20 protein-coding genes are annotated in these 18,522 nt (G+C 39.7%); 4 read left to right on the forward strand and 16 right to left on the reverse strand.

The genetic code is table 11. The features are described from left to right. Positions 1-26 precede the first annotated feature (26 nt). Positions 27-332 carry a hypothetical protein gene (locus LIT25_18845; protein USK36331.1) on the reverse strand — a complete coding sequence of 102 codons (306 nt, stop codon included), beginning with the start codon at positions 330-332 and terminating at the stop codon, positions 27-29. A 236-nt stretch (positions 333-568) separates the two neighbouring features. On the opposite strand from LIT25_18845, the gene LIT25_18850 reads away from it, so the two are divergent. After that, on the forward strand, positions 569-1,144 hold the full coding sequence (locus tag LIT25_18850) for a hypothetical protein (protein ID USK36332.1): 576 nt from the start codon (positions 569-571) through the stop codon (positions 1,142-1,144). Positions 1,145-1,196: 52 nt separating this feature from the next. On the opposite strand, the gene LIT25_18855 is transcribed toward LIT25_18850, so the two are convergent. The 4 genes from LIT25_18855 to LIT25_18870 all read right to left on the reverse strand — a co-directional run bounded on the left by LIT25_18855 (position 1,197) and on the right by LIT25_18870 (position 4,255). Next, positions 1,197-1,619: a transcriptional repressor gene (locus LIT25_18855; protein USK32637.1), complete on the reverse strand. Its 423-nt coding sequence runs from the start codon at positions 1,617-1,619 to the stop codon at positions 1,197-1,199. Position 1,620: 1 nt separating this feature from the next. Then, positions 1,621-2,454: a metal ABC transporter permease gene (locus LIT25_18860; protein ID USK32638.1), complete on the reverse strand. Its 834-nt coding sequence runs from the start codon at positions 2,452-2,454 to the stop codon at positions 1,621-1,623. Position 2,455: 1 nt separating this feature from the next. After that, positions 2,456-3,229: a metal ABC transporter ATP-binding protein gene (locus LIT25_18865; GenBank protein USK32639.1), complete on the reverse strand. Its 774-nt coding sequence runs from the start codon at positions 3,227-3,229 to the stop codon at positions 2,456-2,458. A 144-nt stretch (positions 3,230-3,373) separates the two neighbouring features. Further along, a complete protein-coding gene (locus LIT25_18870) occupies positions 3,374-4,255 on the reverse strand; it encodes a YitT family protein (GenBank protein ID USK32640.1) in 882 nt (293 codons plus the stop codon). A 240-nt stretch (positions 4,256-4,495) separates the two neighbouring features. Here LIT25_18870 and LIT25_18875 point away from each other — a divergent pair, with 240 nt between their 5' ends. After that, the gene (locus LIT25_18875; protein USK32641.1) at positions 4,496-4,750 is read left to right on the forward strand and encodes a DUF2624 domain-containing protein; all 255 of its coding nucleotides are present in this window, start codon (positions 4,496-4,498) and stop codon (positions 4,748-4,750) included. A gap of 33 nt (positions 4,751-4,783) precedes the next feature. On the opposite strand, the gene LIT25_18880 is transcribed toward LIT25_18875, so the two are convergent. Beyond that, entirely contained in the window at positions 4,784-5,680 is an 897-nt protein-coding gene (locus LIT25_18880; protein ID USK32642.1) for a deoxyribonuclease IV, read from the reverse strand. Positions 5,681-5,691: 11 nt separating this feature from the next. Further along, positions 5,692-7,008, reverse strand: a complete 1,317-nt coding sequence (locus LIT25_18885; GenBank protein USK32643.1) for a DEAD/DEAH box helicase — start codon at positions 7,006-7,008, stop codon at positions 5,692-5,694. A 374-nt stretch (positions 7,009-7,382) separates the two neighbouring features. Between LIT25_18885 and LIT25_18890 the strand changes: the two genes are divergently transcribed. After that, complete coding sequence (locus LIT25_18890) at positions 7,383-7,976, forward strand: YqfQ family protein (GenBank protein USK36333.1); 594 nt, start codon at positions 7,383-7,385, stop codon at positions 7,974-7,976. Positions 7,977-8,096: 120 nt separating this feature from the next. Continuing rightward, the gene (locus LIT25_18895) at positions 8,097-9,041 is read left to right on the forward strand and encodes a 4-hydroxy-3-methylbut-2-enyl diphosphate reductase (protein ID USK32644.1); all 945 of its coding nucleotides are present in this window, start codon (positions 8,097-8,099) and stop codon (positions 9,039-9,041) included. Between the two features lie 52 nt (positions 9,042-9,093). Here LIT25_18895 and LIT25_18900 read toward each other — a convergent pair whose 3' ends face one another. The 9 genes from LIT25_18900 to LIT25_18940 all read right to left on the reverse strand — a co-directional run bounded on the left by LIT25_18900 (position 9,094) and on the right by LIT25_18940 (position 18,429). Further along, positions 9,094-10,215: a Nif3-like dinuclear metal center hexameric protein gene (locus LIT25_18900; GenBank protein USK32645.1), complete on the reverse strand. Its 1,122-nt coding sequence runs from the start codon at positions 10,213-10,215 to the stop codon at positions 9,094-9,096. Then, the gene (locus LIT25_18905; protein USK32646.1) at positions 10,212-10,925 is read right to left on the reverse strand and encodes a tRNA (adenine(22)-N(1))-methyltransferase TrmK; all 714 of its coding nucleotides are present in this window, start codon (positions 10,923-10,925) and stop codon (positions 10,212-10,214) included. The genes LIT25_18900 and LIT25_18905 overlap by 4 nt, the downstream gene beginning before the upstream one ends. Before the next feature lie 130 nt (positions 10,926-11,055). Further along, the gene (locus LIT25_18910) at positions 11,056-11,418 is read right to left on the reverse strand and encodes a cytochrome c (GenBank protein ID USK32647.1); all 363 of its coding nucleotides are present in this window, start codon (positions 11,416-11,418) and stop codon (positions 11,056-11,058) included. A gap of 175 nt (positions 11,419-11,593) precedes the next feature. Continuing rightward, positions 11,594-12,733, reverse strand: a complete 1,140-nt coding sequence (locus tag LIT25_18915; protein ID USK32648.1) for an acyl-CoA dehydrogenase family protein — start codon at positions 12,731-12,733, stop codon at positions 11,594-11,596. A 384-nt stretch (positions 12,734-13,117) separates the two neighbouring features. Beyond that, the gene (rpoD, locus tag LIT25_18920) at positions 13,118-14,230 is read right to left on the reverse strand and encodes an RNA polymerase sigma factor RpoD (GenBank protein USK32649.1); all 1,113 of its coding nucleotides are present in this window, start codon (positions 14,228-14,230) and stop codon (positions 13,118-13,120) included. A gap of 117 nt (positions 14,231-14,347) precedes the next feature. Continuing rightward, on the reverse strand, positions 14,348-16,156 hold the full coding sequence (gene dnaG, locus LIT25_18925) for a DNA primase (protein USK32650.1): 1,809 nt from the start codon (positions 16,154-16,156) through the stop codon (positions 14,348-14,350). A 32-nt stretch (positions 16,157-16,188) separates the two neighbouring features. Continuing rightward, a complete protein-coding gene (locus LIT25_18930; protein USK36334.1) occupies positions 16,189-16,641 on the reverse strand; it encodes a YaiI/YqxD family protein in 453 nt (150 codons plus the stop codon). Positions 16,642-16,957: 316 nt separating this feature from the next. Beyond that, positions 16,958-17,770, reverse strand: a complete 813-nt coding sequence (locus tag LIT25_18935) for a kinase/pyrophosphorylase (protein USK32651.1) — start codon at positions 17,768-17,770, stop codon at positions 16,958-16,960. A 20-nt stretch (positions 17,771-17,790) separates the two neighbouring features. Next, entirely contained in the window at positions 17,791-18,429 is a 639-nt protein-coding gene (locus tag LIT25_18940) for a helix-turn-helix transcriptional regulator (protein USK32652.1), read from the reverse strand. Between the last annotated feature and the right edge of the window lie 93 nt (positions 18,430-18,522).

Below are 18,522 nucleotides of genomic sequence, written 5' to 3' on the forward strand. Positions count from 1 at the left end.
TTATGCCAAGCTTGTTTTTTATTTCCTTAAAAGAAGGGCAAAATGAATATTCCAAGAATTAATGAGACGATACCAATACCGATCGCCCATCCGCCTAACCCTTCTGCTCCTCTGCGGCGTGCAATAAACCCTACAATAATCCCTGCTGCTCCTAAAATAACAGGGAAAATAAATAATGAAATGACTGAGAGGACGATGGCCAAATAGCCCATTCTCCGTCCATCATCAACTGTCTCGTCCTTTTCTTCATGACGATCATAGTCTGCATCTCTTCTCAATGTTGCAGGTGCTGCAATTTCAGCCGCTGTTTCTTCTTTGTAATCATCGCGCATATCTGGTCTGTTGTAGCCAACTTCATCTTCACGGAGATCATATTCTTTAATATTTCCGTGATAATCATAATGTTTCTCATCTGCCATGCATGATCCCTCCATTCATATAGTAAAGGAACATTTATAGTATGAGCCGCACATCCTTTCAGTATAACTGTCAAAGATTACTGTGATTGTAAGCACGGATTATGATACACTAGCTAGTATAGTTCAGACAGCAAGGGAGAGAGTACATGATGCTGCAATTAGGGATTGATATCGATGGAACCGTCACTTCGCCTGAAACATTCGTTCCATATTTAAACAAATCATTCGGCATAAACATTACGCTTGATGATATTAAGGAATATGATTTAACTAAATTACTTAACATTTCTGAAGAGGACTTCTGGAAATGGATGGATGAGCAAGAACCGCTGATTTACCAAGAAGCACCTATGGCGCCAGATGCAAAATTAGTACTGGATGAATGGAAGAAAACCCATAAACTTTTATTTATCAGTGCACGGAGAAGCCATTTGCAGGATGTGACATTTGACTGGTTCAAGCGCAATGAAGTATTTTATCATCAGATTGAATTGATTGGCACTCATGATAAACTTGGCGCAGTCAAAAAAAACAATATTGATGTTTTTTTTGAAGACAAGCATGATAATGCCTGCATGATCAGCGAGGAATTTAACATACCCGTTATTTTATTTAATACACCATATAATCAGGAACCCATCCCAAACGGAGTTATCCGTGTGAAAAATTGGCTTGAAGCAAGGGATTGGGTCAATGCCTACCAGAAACGTGCAGTACTCCGATAAAACAATAAAAAAAGCTTGCGAAACAACGTTCGCAAGCTTTTTTTTATACAGCTTAAACTGTCAGTACATGGCACTCAGGACAAGTGCCGTAAATCTCAAATTTATGTCCGCTGATTTCATATCCGCTTAAATTTTCTTTTAATTTTTCCATTGGGCACGAGGCAATTTCTTTCGTCTTTCCGCAATTCAGGCAAATAAAGTGATGGTGATGATGATTCGTCGAACATGTAAATCGAAAATGCTTTTCTCCTGAGAGCTCTGTTGTTTCAAGAATACCCATTTCAGCAAACAAAGAAAGATTGCGGTAAATGGTATCAAAGCTTAATCCCGGATAGTCAGCCTTCATTTTGTCCAGAACATCTCTTGCTGTTAAATATTTATTTGATTGAGCAAATAATTCGAGCATTTCCTCGCGTTTACTTGTGTACTTATATCCTTTTTCCTTCATAAGGAGTAGAGCTTCTTGAACATTCATCTTACTGACCCCTTTTTATTTTGGTCCATAGTATCGACAGTATCAGGATGACGACTGAAAGCATAACAATCGTGCCTCCAGGAGCTAAATCTAATTGATAAGCCAGCACTAATCCAATAATAACAGAGATTTCTCCAAAGAGTACAGAAAAGAATATTGCCTGCTTAAACCCTTTGGCAATCCGGATACTTGCTGCAACCGGCAGCGTCATTAGAGAAGATACTAATAAAATGCCGACGATTCTCATGGAAGCAGCTATCACAAGTGCTACCGTTAAAATGAAAATAAAGTGAATCCACTTAGAATGAATGCCTGATGCCGCTGCGTGTTCTTCATCAAAGGACAGCAAAAAAAGTTCCTTATATAAGGCAAAAATAACAATCAGGACAAAAACTGAAATGGCAGAAATCACCCAAAGATCTGTTCTCGTTACCGCACTGACACTTCCGAAAAGATAATTAAATAAATCCGTATTAAATCCATCAGCAAGAGAAATAAAAATAACGCTCAGCCCTACTCCGGCCGAAAGAATTATCGGTATTGCGAGCTCCTGAAAATCCTTATAGACAACTCTCAATTTTTCTATAAATAACGACCCTGCCACAGAAAATCCCATTCCTAAATAAATCGGATTTATCCCCGGCATGCCAGCTTTTTTCTCAAGCAGCAAGCTTGCTGCGATTCCTGCTAAAGTCACATGACTCAGGGCATCAGCTATTAAAGAAAGTCTTCTTACGACAACAAAAACTCCAAGAAGCGGAGCAATCAGGCCGATGAGAATTCCTGCCAGGAATGCATTTTGTAAAAATTCATAATTAAGAATACTATTTATCATTTTACCTTCCCCCATGACCATGGTGATCGTGAGTTAATACATGAACAGAATGACCATAAAAGTCAGACATATCAGAGTTTTGCAGGCTTTCAAATTCCTGTGTATTTCCGTGGAAATGCAAATGTTTATTTAAACAGGCTACGTGTGTTACTTTATCTGTAATTGTCCCTACATCATGTGTGACAAGAATTAAAGTAATTCCCATTTCTGTGTTTAAATTTTTCAGCATTTCGTAGAAGCTCTGAACTGTTTGAGCATCAACTCCTACTGTCGGCTCATCAAGTATAAGCAATTTCGGATCACTTACAAGCGCCCTTGCGATAAATGTCCGCTGCTGCTGGCCTCCAGAAAGTTCACCGATATTTCGTTTTGACAGCTGTTCTAAACCGACAGCCTTAATGGCAGCTTTTACTTTTTGATGATGAGCCGGTTTCAGCATTTTAAATAAACCTAATTTAGATGTCAGGCCGCTTGCAACTACTTCGTACACAGATGCCGGAAAGCCTGTATTAAAGCTATTAGCTTTTTGTGAAACAAAGCCGATTTTATACCACTCTTTAAATTTGCGGCTGTCTTCACCGAAAAGCGAAATTTCTCCCTCATCAGGCTTTAATAGACCGAGAAGGCATTTCAGCAGTGTTGTCTTCCCCGATCCGTTTGGTCCGACTAATCCCAGAAAGTCGCCCTCTCTTACTTTAAAATGAACATCTTCAAGCACTTTAGTACGGTCATATGTGAATGATAAATGACGGATATCAATAATAGGCTGATTCATTCGTTTCACCTTCTAGTTTAAGAATCGTTCCGATTTAAATTCGTAAAAAAAGATCAGAAACAAATGTCTGATCTTTAACATAAAGATTATACAAGATTGTATAGAAAAGAGCAAGAAACATGTTTAAAGTCTTTTAAAAGAAGTTTAATGAATCGCTGACTTGAAATTTGTCCCTTTTGTTTCTTGTGTATTCATTATTGTAATAAATGCATTTGTATCGATTTCATGAACAATTGATTTTAGCTTTGTCACTTCGAGTCTTGTGACAACTACATAGATGACTTCCTTTTCGTCATCTGTATAGCCGCCTTTGCCTTTTAATTTTGTGGTTCCGCGCCCAAGCCTTTGAAGGATGGCATCAGATACATCTTCATAATAGTCAGAAACAATGATCACTGCCTTTGTTTCGTCTAATCCTTGAATGACAGTATCAATCGTTTTAAATGCTATATAGTAAGCCATCACCGAATACATAGCTTGCTCTGCCCCAAATACAAATGCTGCCCAGGCAAAGATGAAAATGTTAATAAACATGACAAATTCCCCTACTGAAAACGGCAGTTTTTTTGTAAGCAATATGCCTAAAATTTCTGTTCCGTCCATTGAACCGCCGTTTCGTATGACCAGCCCTACACCCACACCAAGGATCAGTCCTCCGAAAACAGTTGCTAAAATCGGCTCTGCCGTGAACGGTTCAACATGGTGCAGCATGCTTTCTATGATAGCCAGAGAGACTATACCAAAAATCGACGATATCATAAATGTTTTACCTATTTGTTTATAGCCATAATACATAAACGGCAAATTTAAAATGACGACCAGTGTTCCAAAATTGATGAATGACAGACTGTCAGGTGTGATATGGTCGACAATCAGCGATATGCCGATTATTCCCCCATCAATAATCTGATTGGGAATAAGGAAGAGTTCAATTGAGACAGCTGCAAACGCTGCACCGATGATAATCAAAATCAGTCTTGTTAATAATCGTCCTGTACTTTCTTTTTTATGCTGTTTTTTTGTCATTTAAATGATTCCCCTCTCATAAAGAAAAGCGCAGGCGCCTTGTTCAGCTCCGAATTGCGGATCCGTTCTGACCGAGGAGTTTACGCGCAGGAGCTAAACATCAATGCGCGAAATTTTATACTTTTTTATCATTTAAGAATAGTGCAGAAAGCTAAAAAATTTTATCCTATTCGATTACTAAAAAAATAGGCACTTTTCCTAAATCTTCACCATACATTGAATGGTGAGGGAGGTATGTACGTGATTTTATTTCAAAAGATCGTTAACCAGAAACTAAATTCATTGGACACAGATGGATTGCTTCAGCTTGCTAAACAGAACAGCCTTGCAATCAACAGAGCTCAGGCTCAGGAAATCGTGAAAATCATCCGCGGCAGAAACATTAATATCTTTAATGATTCAGAGCGCATCAGCCTATTAAAGAAGGTAGCTGCGATTACTTCGCCTGCCACTGCACAGCAAATGAACCAATTGTTTCAGCAGTTTATAGGCTAAAAAGCTGTCGATTTTCTCCGACAGCTTTCTTTTTTATGCCTGATTTCGGATGCGTTCCAGCAGATCAGAATTGAATTCTTTCCCCCGCAGCATCTCAATTTCAAAACGGTATGGCGGTTTTTTATCTTTCTTATCTTCACCTACATAAGGAGTTTCAAGAATTTTAGGCACATCTGCAAGCTGCGGATGATGAACGATATCATTCAATGCCTTAAATCCGATATGGCCAAATCCGATATTCTCATGACGGTCTTTCCGGGCTCCAGAAATATTTTTGCTGTCATTTATATGAAGCACCTTCAATCGATCCAGACCGATAATGGAATCAAATTGCTGCAGAACTCCATCAAAATCATTGATGATATCATATCCTGCATCATGTGTATGGCACGTATCAAAGCATACTGAAAGATGCTCATTATGCGTGACACCCTCAATGATCTGTGCGAGTTCTTCAAATGAACGGCCGCACTCAGAGCCTTTTCCGGCCATTGTCTCAAGAGCGATTTGAACATTTTCTTCTCTATCAAGAACTTCATTGAGTCCTTCGATGATTTTTTTAATGCCTGCTTCTGATCCTGCTCCAACATGAGCCCCTGGATGTAGCACAATTTGTTTTGCTCCAAGAGCGTGCGACCGGTCAATTTCAGATCGCAAAAATTGCACGCCAAGTTCAAAGGTTGCCGGATTTGTTGTATTGCCGATATTGATGATATATGGTGCATGAACAACTATATCAATCATCCCATTTTCCCTCATATGGGCCTGTCCTGCTTCAATATTCAGCTCTTCAATCTTTTTACGTCTAGTATTCTGAGGTGCTCCTGTATAGATCATGAACGTATTCGCACCGTAAGATACTGCTTCCTCACTTGCAGCCAGCAGCATTTTTTTTCCGCTCATTGATACATGTGATCCTATTTTCAGCATCTATTCTCCTCCTACTTGCGCTTTTGATTCAATCTTCTTTGACGTTTTTTAATTTCATCCATTTCTCTCGTCAATTTCTTTTTGTATCCAGGTTTTACACCTTTTGGCTTTCTAACCTTGCTTTTCGCCATTTGGTCAACGCCATCTGAAGGTCTTACGCGTTTTTGTCTGCGTTTGCGGTCCTCAACTTTTTTCCACTCGCCGTCAACGAGATCCTGGTTTTCAAATTCTATCCCTAATTTTTCGAGGGTGATTAACGCATCTTCATTTTCCGGCTCATAGATCGTCGCTGCAATACCTGAGTAGTCTGCACGTCCCGTACGTCCAACACGGTGAATGTAAAAATCGAGATCACTTGGAAGCTCAAAATTGATGACATGGCTTACACCGTCAATATCAATGCCTCTTGAAGCCAAATCTGTCGCAACGACATACTGATAATCAAGATCATTAATTTGCTTCATCATTTTTTTGCGGTCTCTTGGTGATAAATCGCCGTGAATACGTCCAACTTTGAGGCCTTTTGCAATCAGCCCGTCCGCTACCTCATCCGCTTTTTTCTTTGTGTTTGTAAACACAATAGCTAAATAAGGGTTGTAGTTTTTCAGCATTTCAAATAAAAGATTTGTTTTATTACGGTGGCGCAGCGGCACCAGCACGTGCTTAATTTTCTTGGCAGTTGCCTGCTTTGGTGCAACGTGAGTAAATTTAGGGTTTTCCATATATTTTTTCAGGAAAGGTTTTAATTTCTCGGGAATAGTTGCAGAAAAAACAAGGATTTGCAGTTTTTCAGGCATATTGCCGCCAATTTTATCAACATCTTCAATGAATCCCATATCAAGCATAAGATCTGCTTCATCAACAACTAATGCTTTTGCCTGATGAACGAAAAGAGCTTTTTCGGCAATTAAATCCTTAATTCTGCCCGGCGTGCCGATGACAAGCTGAGGCTGGCTTTTCAGTTTATCAATTGTACGCTGCTTGTCTGTTCCGCCAATAAAACATTTAGCAGAAATCGTTTCATTTTCCGGTGCAAATTTAAGAACATGCAGAGCATCCTGGTAGATTTGATTGGCTAGTTCTCTTGTAGGGGCAGTAATAACAACTTGTACGTTTTCATTTGAGGGATCAATCCTTTGAATAAGAGGCAATAAATAAGCATGCGTTTTCCCTGTGCCTGTCTGTGATTGTCCTATAGCTGTTTCCCCTTTTAATAGTGAAGGGAATAAGCGAGCTTGTATTTCAGTCGGTTCATAAAAACCCAGCGCTTTGACAGCATCTATAATAAAAGGCTTAAATGGAAACTGATTGAACTTTGTTTGTTCCATGTTCATCATCTCCTTGATGAGTAAATTAATAAAAGGCTCCATTTTAAGTTGTTGCTGTTTTCATTTATACATCTTAATTAGAAAAGAGCACGGTTTCCTAATAAAAGGATGCGCGAATTCATCTTTTTATGAAGGGCAGCAATTCTTGCGATAACAGCCAAAAAATAAGACGGTTGTCCATCAAAACATTATATACGATTTGAGAGAAAAACTCCAATCGATTCCGCCTATTCTTAAAACCATGCAAACCTTTCAGCTGCTTCTGCATATTGTGTAGGTAGTATACACGTTAGTTTAAAAGGAGGATCATCATGTTTCAGCAAAGACCTATGCCTCCAATGCCTTCTAGAGGATTCCAGCCTCAAAGAATGCAAATGGGCGGTCAGCCGTTTTCAAACCAGCCTTTTGGAAATCAGCAAGCAAGGGGATTTAGACCTACTCGTTCCTTCCAGCCGTTTGGGCAGCAAAGGGGACCTTTTTCATCACAGTTTGGACCGCCTGGGTTTGGCGGACAGCAGTTTGGACAGCAGGCAATAGGAAGAGGCGGCGGCATCAAAGGCATTCTCTCAAGATTTTTGCCTGGAGGCGGCCAAGGTGCTGCAAGTGCTGCAAATACTGCTCAGGGTCTGCAGGGAATAGCCAATCCCGCTAATTTATCAAGCATGCTCGGAAACGTACAGAAAGTTCTCGGCATGGCTCAGCAGGTCACGCCCATGGTTCAGCAATATGGCCCGCTTGTCAGAAATCTGCCTGCCATGATTAAAATATACAGTGAATTAAAAGGCGGAGGGCAAAGCGATGAAGAAAGTACTGGTTCAGATGAAGAAAATTCCTCGTCCGACGTTTCCGCTTCAGCACCGTCTGATGGAGACACAGTTGTTATTGATTCACCTAAGAAGACAGTAAAAGAAGAAATCGAGAAAGCACCTCCTGTAAAAGGAGCATCTGCTCCAAAGCTGTATATCTGACATTCTTCTTTGTATTCTTCTGCAGTCTCCGCTATAATAATAAGAGATTACGAGAGCCAAAAGCCTTTTTCTTGGCTTTTTTATATTCTCTCTCGAACTTCTCTCTAGGAGGATCCTTTAATGGAAGTTATTAAGATTGCACCGCGGGGATATTGCTATGGTGTTGTTGATGCCATGGTTATTGCAAAGAATGCCGCTTTAGATAAAACTTTGCCAAGGCCTATCTATATTTTAGGCATGATTGTTCACAATAAACACGTAACAGACGCTTTTGAAGAAGAAGGTATTATTACTTTGGATGGCAGCAACCGTATGGAAATATTGGAAAAAGTAGAAAGCGGCACCGTTATTTTTACAGCTCACGGAGTTTCTCCCGAAGTCAGGAAGATCGCTGCTGAAAAAGGCCTTGTCACTCTTGATGCAACATGCCCTGATGTTACAAAGACACATGATTTAATCCGGGAAAAGAAAGCTTTGGGCTATCATGTGATCTACATCGGGAAAAAGTCGCATCCAGAACCAGAAGGAGCTGTCGGTGTAGCACCAGATATTGTCCATTTAGTAGAAACAGAAGAAGATGTTGATGCTCTTACTTTCCAAAATGATAAAATTGTCGTCACAAATCAGACAACAATGAGTCAATGGGATGTATATGACATTATGGAGCGCGTGAAAGAAAAGTATCCACATGTAGAATATCATCAGGAAATCTGCCTGGCTACTCAAGTAAGGCAGGAAGCTGTTGCAGAGCAGGCAAAAGATGCTGACCTGACAATTGTCGTCGGAGATCCGAAGAGCAACAATTCAAACCGTCTTGCACAGGTTTCTGAAGAAATTGCCGGAACAAAAGCATACAGAGTATCAGATATAAGCGAAATAAAGCTAAAATGGTTTGAAGGTGTAAAAAAGGTAGCGATTACTGCAGGAGCCTCAACTCCTACACCAATTACAAAAGAAGTCATTCAATTCCTTGAAAAGTACGATCCGGAAAATAGCCTGACATGGAACATCGAACATAATGTTCCTCTTCAAAAAATCCTGCCTAAAGTAAAAGCAGTCAAATAAAGAAAAAACAAAACAACAAAACCGCTGGGGATCAACACCAGCGGTTTATTAATTAAACAAATGTAAATGGATCTGTATGAATCTCTGAAGGGAAAATACTTACTTCAAATTTCTTTTCTTCACACATAGAAAGAAGCAAATCTGTTACCCCTTTTTTCATGACTTTCTCTACATTGTGACCTGGATCAATCACATTTAAGCCCATCATCATGGCATCATGCGCTACGTGATAATAAAGATCCCCGGTAACATAGACATCAGCTCCCTTACGCTTTGCCTGATGAATGTACTTATTTCCATCCCCTCCGAGCACAGCAACTCTCCGTATCTTTGCATCCTTATTCCCTACCATTCTTACACAAGGAACATCAAGCGCTTCTTTCACATGCCGGGCAAATTCAGACAATGTCATGTCATTCTCAAGCAAGCCTATGCGTCCCAATCCTAAAGCTTTGCTCTGCCCTTCAATTGGATAAATATCATATGCAGGTTCCTCATAAGGATGAGCTTTTAGCATAGCAGAAACAATCTTTCGCTGCTTGCTTTCCGGAATGATCGTTTCAATTCTTTCTTCTTCCACAAACTCAATTTTTCCTGATTGTCCAATATAAGGATCTGTTCCCTCAAGAGGAAGAAAGCTTCCTGTTCCATTTGATGAAAATGTGCAATGACTGTACATTCCAATATGTCCTGCACCTGATTGTCCCAGAACAGCCCTTATATCGTCCGCGCGGTCTTTTGGTACATAGACGACCAGCTTCTTCATTTCCTCCAGATAGGTGTCAGCGAGAACCTCTGTGTCCGTTAATTGGAGAGCCTCTGCAAGTAAATCATTGACTCCTCCGGCTGCGACATCTAAGTTGGTATGTGCCGCGTATACAGCAATATTATTTTTAATGCATTTTTCAAGCAGTGCACCGCCCGGCTGATCCGTTGCTAAATTTTTTAGAGGACGGAATATTGGCGGATGATGGGCGATAATTAAATTCGCATTTTTTTCAATTGCTTCATCAACTACTTCATCGAGAACATCGAGTGCGACCAGTACACCATGAATCGGTTTATTCAACGTTCCAATTTGCAGGCCAATTTTATCGCCTTCCATGGCATATTCTTTTTTCGAAAACGATTCAAACAATTGGATGATTTCGTAGCCGTTAGGTATTTTGCTCATTTTCTGATAACCTCCTCAAGCATTGCAATCAAATCGTGAAGCTCTCTCTTCTTCGCTTCATTCCCGGGGCTCACTGCCGCACTTTCTATACTTGTTAATATCCTTCTGAAATGCTCGATTTCCTGGGTCCATTTTTTTATAAACGGTTTAGATTTTTCTTTCATCAAAAAAGGACCCACAAGTAAACCTTTTTGCAGTGCAGTATGCTGATAAGGAGCTTTAGCCTCGCCCTTTTCAGCAATAAGAACCTCATAAATCTTGCCGTCTTCCTCTAATATTTCTTCATTTACCAGTTCCCAGCCGTTTTCTAGCAGCCATTTTCTTACATGATGTGCATGAATATTAGGCTGGAGAATCAGCCGCTTGACTCCTGCTAATTTTTCCTTTCCGGCTTCCAGAATCTTTTCAATTAATGCCCCGCCCATTCCTGCGATCGTGATGCAAGTTGCTTCATTAGGATCAATGACATCGAGCCCGCTTCCTAACCGCACGGATATGACGTCCTGCAGTCCGCTTTTTTGGACTTGCTTCTTTGCAGACTGAAACGGCCCCTGGACTACTTCACCCGCAACAGCTGAAGCTGCCAGTCCGTTTAAGATTGCATAGCAGGGCAAGTAAGCATGATCTGAGCCGATGTCTGCCAGAACAGCGTTTTTAGGTATATAATCAGCTACTGTTTTCAGCCTTTTTGATAAATTAACATCATTCATTTTAAACCACCACATTCTTATGTACTTTTAATTAGATCCCTCTATATAATAAGAAAAGTCCTCCGCAGATGCAAAGGACTTTTCTTTTTCGCTCAAAAGGAACGGTTCATATAAACTCTTTTGTTTAGAACTATTTGACTTTAGAAACCCATTCTGCCATCTCGTCCAGTTTTTCATCAGGAACTAAACCGGCAGGCATGTTTCCCCGGCCATTTTTAATCGTTTCTTTAATTCCGTCAACGCCGAGCCTGTCCCCAACTCCTTTAAGAGCAGGACCAGCACCGCCTTCGTAATTCTCGCCATGACAAGAAATACAGCTTTGCTGGTAGATTTCCTCTGGTGAAGCGTTTGCAACTTCTTCCGATTTATCTTCCTCTTTACCTTCTCCAGCCATTTCTTTCATATCGCCGAGCCCTTTAATAGATAGAAAAAACATAAGGCCGATTCCGATTACGGCAACTAAAGCAAATGGAATAAGTGGATTGCGATTCATTATGTAACCTCCCTTATGTAAAAATCTTGAAATGCAGGTAAACGATAGATTTAAACAATCTCTATTTTACTTCAAAATTTGAGGAAGTAAAAGACTTATTGTATAAGTTGGGCTATTTTTCAAAAATTAGTCAAAAAAACCTCATCAATTAAGATGAAGTTCTTTTTTTATTTCGTCAGCAGCCAATCTGTCTTGCAATGACCATCCTCTGAACTTCACTTGTGCCTTCGCCGATTTCAAGCAATTTAGCATCACGCAGATATCGCTCAACATGATATTCTTTCATATAGCCATAGCCGCCGTGAATTTGAATGGCCTGATTTGTCACTTCTGTACACATTTCGGATGCAAACAGCTTGCAAAAAGAGGCTTCTTTCGTATATGGCTTTCCCTGATCCTTTAACCAGGCAGCTTTATAAACCATTGTACGTGCCAAATCGATATTCATTGCCATATCTGCAAGCTTGAATTGAATAGCCTGGAACTCACTAAGTGTTTTTCCGAATTGTTTTCTTTCTTTTGAGTAAGCTAATGCTTTTTCAAAAGCTGCCTGAGCTATCCCGACTGCCATAGCACCAATTCCTATTCTTCCTCCGTCTAATGTCATGAGGAACTGTCTGAAGCCATTCCCCTTTTTACCAAGAAGATTCTCTGCTGGAACGACAACATCTTCTAATATCAATTCAGTTGTATTAGATGCATTCAGTCCCATCTTTTCATAATTGTCTATTACTTTGAATCCCGGTGCATCAGTTGGGACAATAATGGCGCTTATCTCTTTTTTTCCTTCTGAGCGATCCGTGATAGCCGTCAGAGCCAGAAACTTTGCATAAGATGCATTCGTAATGTAACATTTGTTTCCATTTATGGTAAACTGCCCATCCCTTTCAACAGCTTCGGTCAGTGTGCCCCCTGCATCCGACCCTGCATTTGGCTCAGTCAGACCAAAAGCACCCATTGATTCTCCCGAGCAAATTTTTGAAAGATACTTTCTTTTTTGCTCTTCTGTACCAAACATATTAATCGGAGCTCCGCCTAATGAAATGTGGGCTGAATATGTAATGCCGGTTGAACCGCATGCTTTGCTTAGTTCTTCCGTTACAATCGCGAAACTGATCGTATCTGCGCCGCTCCCTCCGTATTCTTCTGAAAATGGCAGACCAAGCATTCCCATTTCACCAAGCTGCTGAAAAATTTCTGCTGGAAATTGCTTTGTTTTATCTCTTTCATATGCTCCTGGTTCAACAACTTCTTCTGCAAATTCTTTAATGGTTTTCTGAATCATGCGCTGTTCTTGTGATAGTTCAAAATTCATTTTATCCCTCCGTTTTGAATACGCTTACATATTAAATTATAAAGTGAAATGGTCTGTTTTCACAACTTTTTAAATTTTTTATTTAATGAAAAAATATTTTTGTGCTACTTTGTTTAATAAAAAGCTTTCATTTATTTTGAATACATTCTTATGTATTTGTCAGTAATTTCAAGGTTTTTTCTAAGAAAAAGAAAGGAATTATGCATAAAATTTTGAAGATGAAATGAAGTTTTTGATGCTAGGTTAGGCATAAAATTTTATGAGGGTGATTTGCAAATTAAATAACAATTAAGTAAAATAAATGAAAAGATGATGTAATATGAAATTAGTTTTTACCGCTGTCAAAAATAAATAAACAAAAAAAAGCGAACTAAAGTCCGCTTTCTATTCTAAAAAGTCTTTTAATCGTTTGCTTCTGCTTGGGTGGCGCAGCTTACGAAGTGCCTTTGCTTCAATTTGACGGATGCGTTCTCTAGTAACGCCAAACACTTTCCCTACTTCTTCAAGTGTTCTTGTACGGCCGTCATCCAGTCCGAAACGAAGACGCAGAACGTTTTCTTCACGGTCAGTCAATGTATCCAGTACATCTTCAAGCTGTTCTTTTAACAGCTCGTAAGCAGCATGTTCGGAAGGAGAAGTTGCATCTTGATCCTCAATAAAATCTCCAAGATGTGAATCATCTTCTTCACCAATTGGTGTTTCAAGAGATACCGGTTCTTGTGCAATTTTTAGAATCTCTCTTACTTTATCAGGAGTTAAATCCATGTCTTCTGCAATTTCTTCCGGAGATGGTTCACGTCCTAAATCCTGAAGAAGCTGACGCTGAACACGAATCAATTTATTTATTGTCTCAACCATGTGTACCGGAATACGAATGGTTCTTGCCTGATCAGCTATGGCTCTTGTTATAGCCTGGCGAATCCACCAAGTAGCATAGGTACTGAATTTAAATCCTTTGCGGTAATCGAACTTCTCTACAGCTTTCATTAAGCCCATATTGCCTTCTTGGATAAGATCCAAAAACAGCATTCCACGGCCGACATATCTTTTAGCGATACTTACAACAAGACGAAGGTTGGCTTCTGCGAGTCTTCTCTTCGCTTCTTCATCGCCTTCTTCAATGCGGTTTGCAAGCTTAATTTCTTCATCTGCAGTTAAAAGATCTACCCGGCCTATTTCTTTCAGATACATACGCACAGGATCATTGATCTTAACACCTGGAGGCACGCTTAAATCATTAAGATCAAATTCTTCTTCCTTCGCCAGCTGCTGTATATTGGGATCATCAGTCGATTCATTATCACCAACTAATTCAACGCCCTGCTCGCCAAGGTATTCATAATACTCATCCATTTGGTCTGATTCAATTTCGAAGCCAGACATGCGCTCAGCAATCTCTTCGTATGTTAAAACTCCACGTTTTTTTCCGATTTCAGTTAATTGGTCTTTTGCTTGTTCCAATGTCAATTCAGAATCATGGGTTTGTTTATCAGCCATTGGATCCCCTCCTTCCAAACTCTTGCAATTAATGCTTTATGTGAATGGGCTAAATGATTTATGAAACCGATTAGCCGCAATGAATCTCTAAGTGTTGCGCAAGTCATTCGTCAGCCCTCATTTAAGATCGCGCTTAAGCCTTATGACTTCCATGGCGATATTGGCAGCCTTGACGAAATCCTTTTGGCGCTCTGCTTCATGCTTTTCAGCTTCTTTTTCTTTTATCATTAACCAATTTTGGTGATTCAACACCTGTTTAATATAATCTGACAGCTCCCGCTCAGATATTTCTTCGTTTACCGAGAGCATAGCTATATCTGAAACAAACTGATGAAGCTGATTGTCCGGCAGTTTTCTCAGAAACGAGCTGACATTTGCTTCATTTCCATCTTCGTAATAAGCATATAAGTACGTAATTATCGCTCTGTGCTCTTCTATATTGAATTGAAGTCCTATACGGTCAAGCACTTTTTGTGCAATGTCCCTATTGCGCAGCATATGCGCTATAAGAAGTCTTTCAGCATTATGAAATGCCGGCAGAAGCCTTCTTTGCTTAGGTTTCATCACATGCTGGACAGGAGTGCTCTGCTGCTGCTCCTTTTTTCGTTCAGGCTTTTGGCCTGATCTTTTATCCTGGATTTGACTCTTCAGAACATCCATCGATAATGAAAATTCTCCGGACAGCTGTTTTAAATACAGTTCGATTTCCACTGGATTTTCAAGGAGGCTGAGTTCTTTCAGTATTTCTTCTATATACTGCAGTCTTTGTCCTTCATCTTGAAGATTTTTTCCTTTGCGGAAAACCTGCATTTTAAAAGCCATTAACGTAATGCTTGCCCCTATTACATCTTTTTTGAACTTTTCTGCTCCGAATGTACGGATGTAGTCATCAGGGTCTGTTCCATCAGGCAGCGCGGCAACTCTCATTTTGCAGCCGGCAGCAGCAAGTGTTTTAGAAGCTCTTAATGTTGCTTCAAGTCCTGCAGAATCAGAATCATAACAGATTATAACATCTCCGGCGTTTCTTTTGATGATTTTTGCCTGAGCTTCTGTCAGTGATGTTCCCATCGTTGCAATTGAATGCTGCACATCTGAACGTACAGCAGAAATTACATCTGCAAAACCTTCAAATAAGACAACTTGCTGATTTTTTCGTATATGTACTCTTGCCTGATGAAAATTATAAAGAACTTTGCTTTTGTTAAAAATAGGTGTTTCGGGACTATTAAGGAATTTAGGCTGTTCTTTTCCAAGCACCCTCCCTGAAAACGCAATGGTCCGGCCGGTATGATCAAGGATTGGAAACATAATCCGATTGCGAAAACGGTCCAGATACCCATCCGAGGAGCTTTTCTTAACAAGCAGACCTGCTTTTTCCATCATCTGAGGTTCGTAACCCCGTTTTGTCAAAAACTTGGCGACGAAATCCCAGGAATCAAGCGCATAGCCAATTTCGAACTGTTCAATTGTTTCTTTGGTAAACCCTCTTGCTGTTAAATAATCGAAGGCAGCTTGCCCTTCTTTTGTGTTTACAAGTAAATGATGATAAAACTTCTTCAGCAGTTCATGTGCTTCGATCATTTTTTCATCATCGCTGTTTGCATCTTTTGGCTGAACTGCGTTAAGCTGATCCGGAAGATCAATATGCATTTTTTCAGCGAGTGCCGAAGCTGCTTCAACAAATGAATAGCCTTCAATTTGCATCAAGAATGAAAAGACGTTCCCGCCGGCGCCACATCCAAAGCAATGGTAGATCTGCTTATCATGTGAAACGGAGAACGATGGTGATTTTTCGCCATGAAATGGGCATAGCCCAAAATGATTTCTTCCCTGCTTCTTCAATTGAACATATTCACTGACAACATCAACGATGTCTGCCGATTGCTGAATTTTATCGATTATTTCATCGGGAATTCGATTTCCCATACCAACAACTCCGTGATACAAATATTCGCGATTTAACCACTAATTCCTGCATCTTTCGACAAAATCTTTTCCAGTGTGAAAATAAAACTGTCTCTGTCTGATTGGGTAAACTTTTTGGGGCCTTTTGTATGCTTTCCGCCTCGGCGTTCTTTCGCAGAAAGATACCTGAACTCAAGCGCCATCTCAATATTTTCTTCTGTATACTGTTTACCCCGCGGTGTCATGACTCTAACCCCTTTTTTCAGCAGCAGACCTGCAAGACCAATATCCTGCGTCACAACTAGATCATGGCGATAAGAATGATTAACGATGTATAAATCAGCAGATTCTTTGCCGGTGTCCACATAAACCCAATCATATCCGTATGTATTTGATGTTTTATGGTTATAAGACGCAACAAACAGGACGTTGATTTGATAATGGGCAGCTAGATCAGCGATTTCCTGTTTAACAGGACAGGCATCTGCATCGACAATTATCTGCATCTTTTTTTCGTCATCTTTCACTATTCTACATCACTCCGATAGATTCCTTCTTAACCTTTTAGAAAAGATTGCGAGGAAAACAAGACTGAATTTGTCGAATTATTTTTCACTACTTCACTTGACAGATCACAATAAATAGTTTATTCGTTCTTAGTCAAGTCTAAACCTAAAATAAGTAATTTTATCACAATTTTTTATTATAATACAAAGTCTTTAATTTTTCCATTCTTTTTCATGAACTTAAATTGTTAATTTCAGGACATATATAAAACTCAGAGCTTTTGTTTCTCTGAGTTCAATATTCGTGCGGTGATCTTCAGTTATATCCATTCATGATATTTTGGATCATGTTTGCCGTTTCTTCAACAGCTTTATTAGATACATCAATTACCTGGCAGCCTATTCTATCAATAACCTTTTCGAAGTATTCAAGCTCCACTTTGATTCTGTCGATATTAGCATAAATAGCTTTATCATTAAGCCCAAGTGAAATTAATCTTTCTTTTCTAATGTCATTTAATTTATCAGGGCTGATTTTAAGTCCGATGCATTTTTTTGGAGAAACTTTAAATAGTTCCTCTGGAGGTTCGACTTCAGGAACAATCGGCACATTCGCGACCCTAAAGCGCTTATGAGCCAAATACTGAGACAGCGGTGTTTTAGATGTTCTCGATACTCCCACAAGAATAATGTCTGCTTTCATGATGCCGCGAGGATCACGGCCGTCATCATATTTTACAGCAAACTCAATGGCCTCTACCTTTTTGAAGTAATCTTCATCAAGTTTACGGACTCTTCCAGGTTCATATTTTGCATTAATCCCATAAGCAGATTCCATTTTGTCTATTAACGGGCCGATGATATCATAATAGACAACACCTTGTGAATTTGCTTCTTCAATCAGTCCCTTTCTGAGCTCAGGAACGACAAGTGTAAAGCACACAATTGCCTGCTCCAATTTAGCCAGTGCCACCACTTCTTTAATTGTGCCTAAATCTTCAACGTAAGGAATTCGTTTAATTTTTGTATCAGCTGCATTTCCATTAAATTGGCTGATAGCTGCTTTTATAACCAGCTCAGCTGTTTCGCCTACAGAATCTGATACAACATAGACATGACGATTGTTCATACTATTCCCCACTTCCTCAGTTAGATGATTTCATTCTCCGCTAGTCCGACCAATATCTTCGTCATATTTGTTTTTGTAATTCTGCCCGTTACTTCAAAACCTTTGTCCGTCTCTTTAATGACTGGAATAGCATCTATTTGCTTGTTTATTAAAAACTTCGCGACATCCATGATATAATCCTCGCGCCTGCACATTGTAATGTTCGGCATTCTTGTCATAATAATATTCACAGGTATGGATGCAAGTTCCTGCTTTCCGATGCTTGCTCTGAGTAAATCTTTTCTGGACAATACTCCAGCGAGAATAGACCCCTGATCCACTACAAATAAAGTTCCGACATCCTCCAAGAACATCGTAACGATTGCATCATAAACCGATACATTCTCATTTACTACGACCGGAATTGACTGGAAATCTTTCACCTGAAGTTTTTTCAGTTTATCTGACAGAAGTCCGGCTCCTGTTTTACCTGTATAAAAATACCCAACCCTCGGCCTCGCTTCAAGATACCCAGCCATAGTCAATATAGCTAGATCAGGCCGAAGGGTCGCTCTTGTTAAATTCAGCTGATCGGCAATATGTTCACCAGTAATCGGTCCATTGTCTTTTACAATTTGCAGAATGTGTTCCTGCCTTTTATTAAGTTCGATTGTACTCACCGCCTTAAGGTTCCAATACATTTGTATCCGCGTTCTAATTCCCGATGGTTAAATAGGTTATACTATATAAAAATATTATATACTATTTGGACG

The sequence above is a fragment of the Bacillus sp. F19 genome, from assembly GCA_023823795.1.
In the GTDB taxonomy this organism is placed as follows: Bacteria; Bacillota; Bacilli; order Bacillales; family Bacillaceae; genus Bacillus_P.

What these genes read in the sequence shown, in the direction of transcription:
- LIT25_18845 (USK36331.1), bottom strand. Translation starts at nt 332, where the DNA reads ATGCGCGATGATTACAAAGAAGAAACAGCGGCTGAAATTGCAGCACCT.
- LIT25_18850 (USK36332.1), top strand. Translation starts at nt 569, where the DNA reads ATGCTGCAATTAGGGATTGATATCGATGGAACCGTCACTTCGCCTGAA.
- LIT25_18855 (USK32637.1), bottom strand. Translation starts at nt 1,619, where the DNA reads ATGAATGTTCAAGAAGCTCTACTCCTTATGAAGGAAAAAGGATATAAG.
- LIT25_18860 (USK32638.1), bottom strand. Translation starts at nt 2,454, where the DNA reads ATGATAAATAGTATTCTTAATTATGAATTTTTACAAAATGCATTCCTG.
- LIT25_18865 (USK32639.1), bottom strand. Translation starts at nt 3,229, where the DNA reads ATGAATCAGCCTATTATTGATATCCGTCATTTATCATTCACATATGAC.
- LIT25_18870 (USK32640.1), bottom strand. Translation starts at nt 4,255, where the DNA reads ATGACAAAAAAACAGCATAAAAAAGAAAGTACAGGACGATTATTAACA.
- LIT25_18880 (USK32642.1), bottom strand. Translation starts at nt 5,680, where the DNA reads ATGCTGAAAATAGGATCACATGTATCAATGAGCGGAAAAAAAATGCTG.
- LIT25_18885 (USK32643.1), bottom strand. Translation starts at nt 7,008, where the DNA reads ATGGAACAAACAAAGTTCAATCAGTTTCCATTTAAGCCTTTTATTATA.
- LIT25_18890 (USK36333.1), top strand. Translation starts at nt 7,383, where the DNA reads ATGGGCGGTCAGCCGTTTTCAAACCAGCCTTTTGGAAATCAGCAAGCA.
- LIT25_18895 (USK32644.1), top strand. Translation starts at nt 8,097, where the DNA reads ATGGAAGTTATTAAGATTGCACCGCGGGGATATTGCTATGGTGTTGTT.
- LIT25_18900 (USK32645.1), bottom strand. Translation starts at nt 10,215, where the DNA reads ATGAGCAAAATACCTAACGGCTACGAAATCATCCAATTGTTTGAATCG.
- LIT25_18905 (USK32646.1), bottom strand. Translation starts at nt 10,925, where the DNA reads ATGAATGATGTTAATTTATCAAAAAGGCTGAAAACAGTAGCTGATTAT.
- LIT25_18910 (USK32647.1), bottom strand. Translation starts at nt 11,418, where the DNA reads ATGAATCGCAATCCACTTATTCCATTTGCTTTAGTTGCCGTAATCGGA.
- LIT25_18915 (USK32648.1), bottom strand. Translation starts at nt 12,733, where the DNA reads ATGAATTTTGAACTATCACAAGAACAGCGCATGATTCAGAAAACCATT.
- rpoD (USK32649.1), bottom strand. Translation starts at nt 14,230, where the DNA reads ATGGCTGATAAACAAACCCATGATTCTGAATTGACATTGGAACAAGCA.
- dnaG (USK32650.1), bottom strand. Translation starts at nt 16,156, where the DNA reads ATGGGAAATCGAATTCCCGATGAAATAATCGATAAAATTCAGCAATCG.
- LIT25_18930 (USK36334.1), bottom strand. Translation starts at nt 16,641, where the DNA reads ATGCAGATAATTGTCGATGCAGATGCCTGTCCTGTTAAACAGGAAATC.
- LIT25_18935 (USK32651.1), bottom strand. Translation starts at nt 17,770, where the DNA reads ATGAACAATCGTCATGTCTATGTTGTATCAGATTCTGTAGGCGAAACA.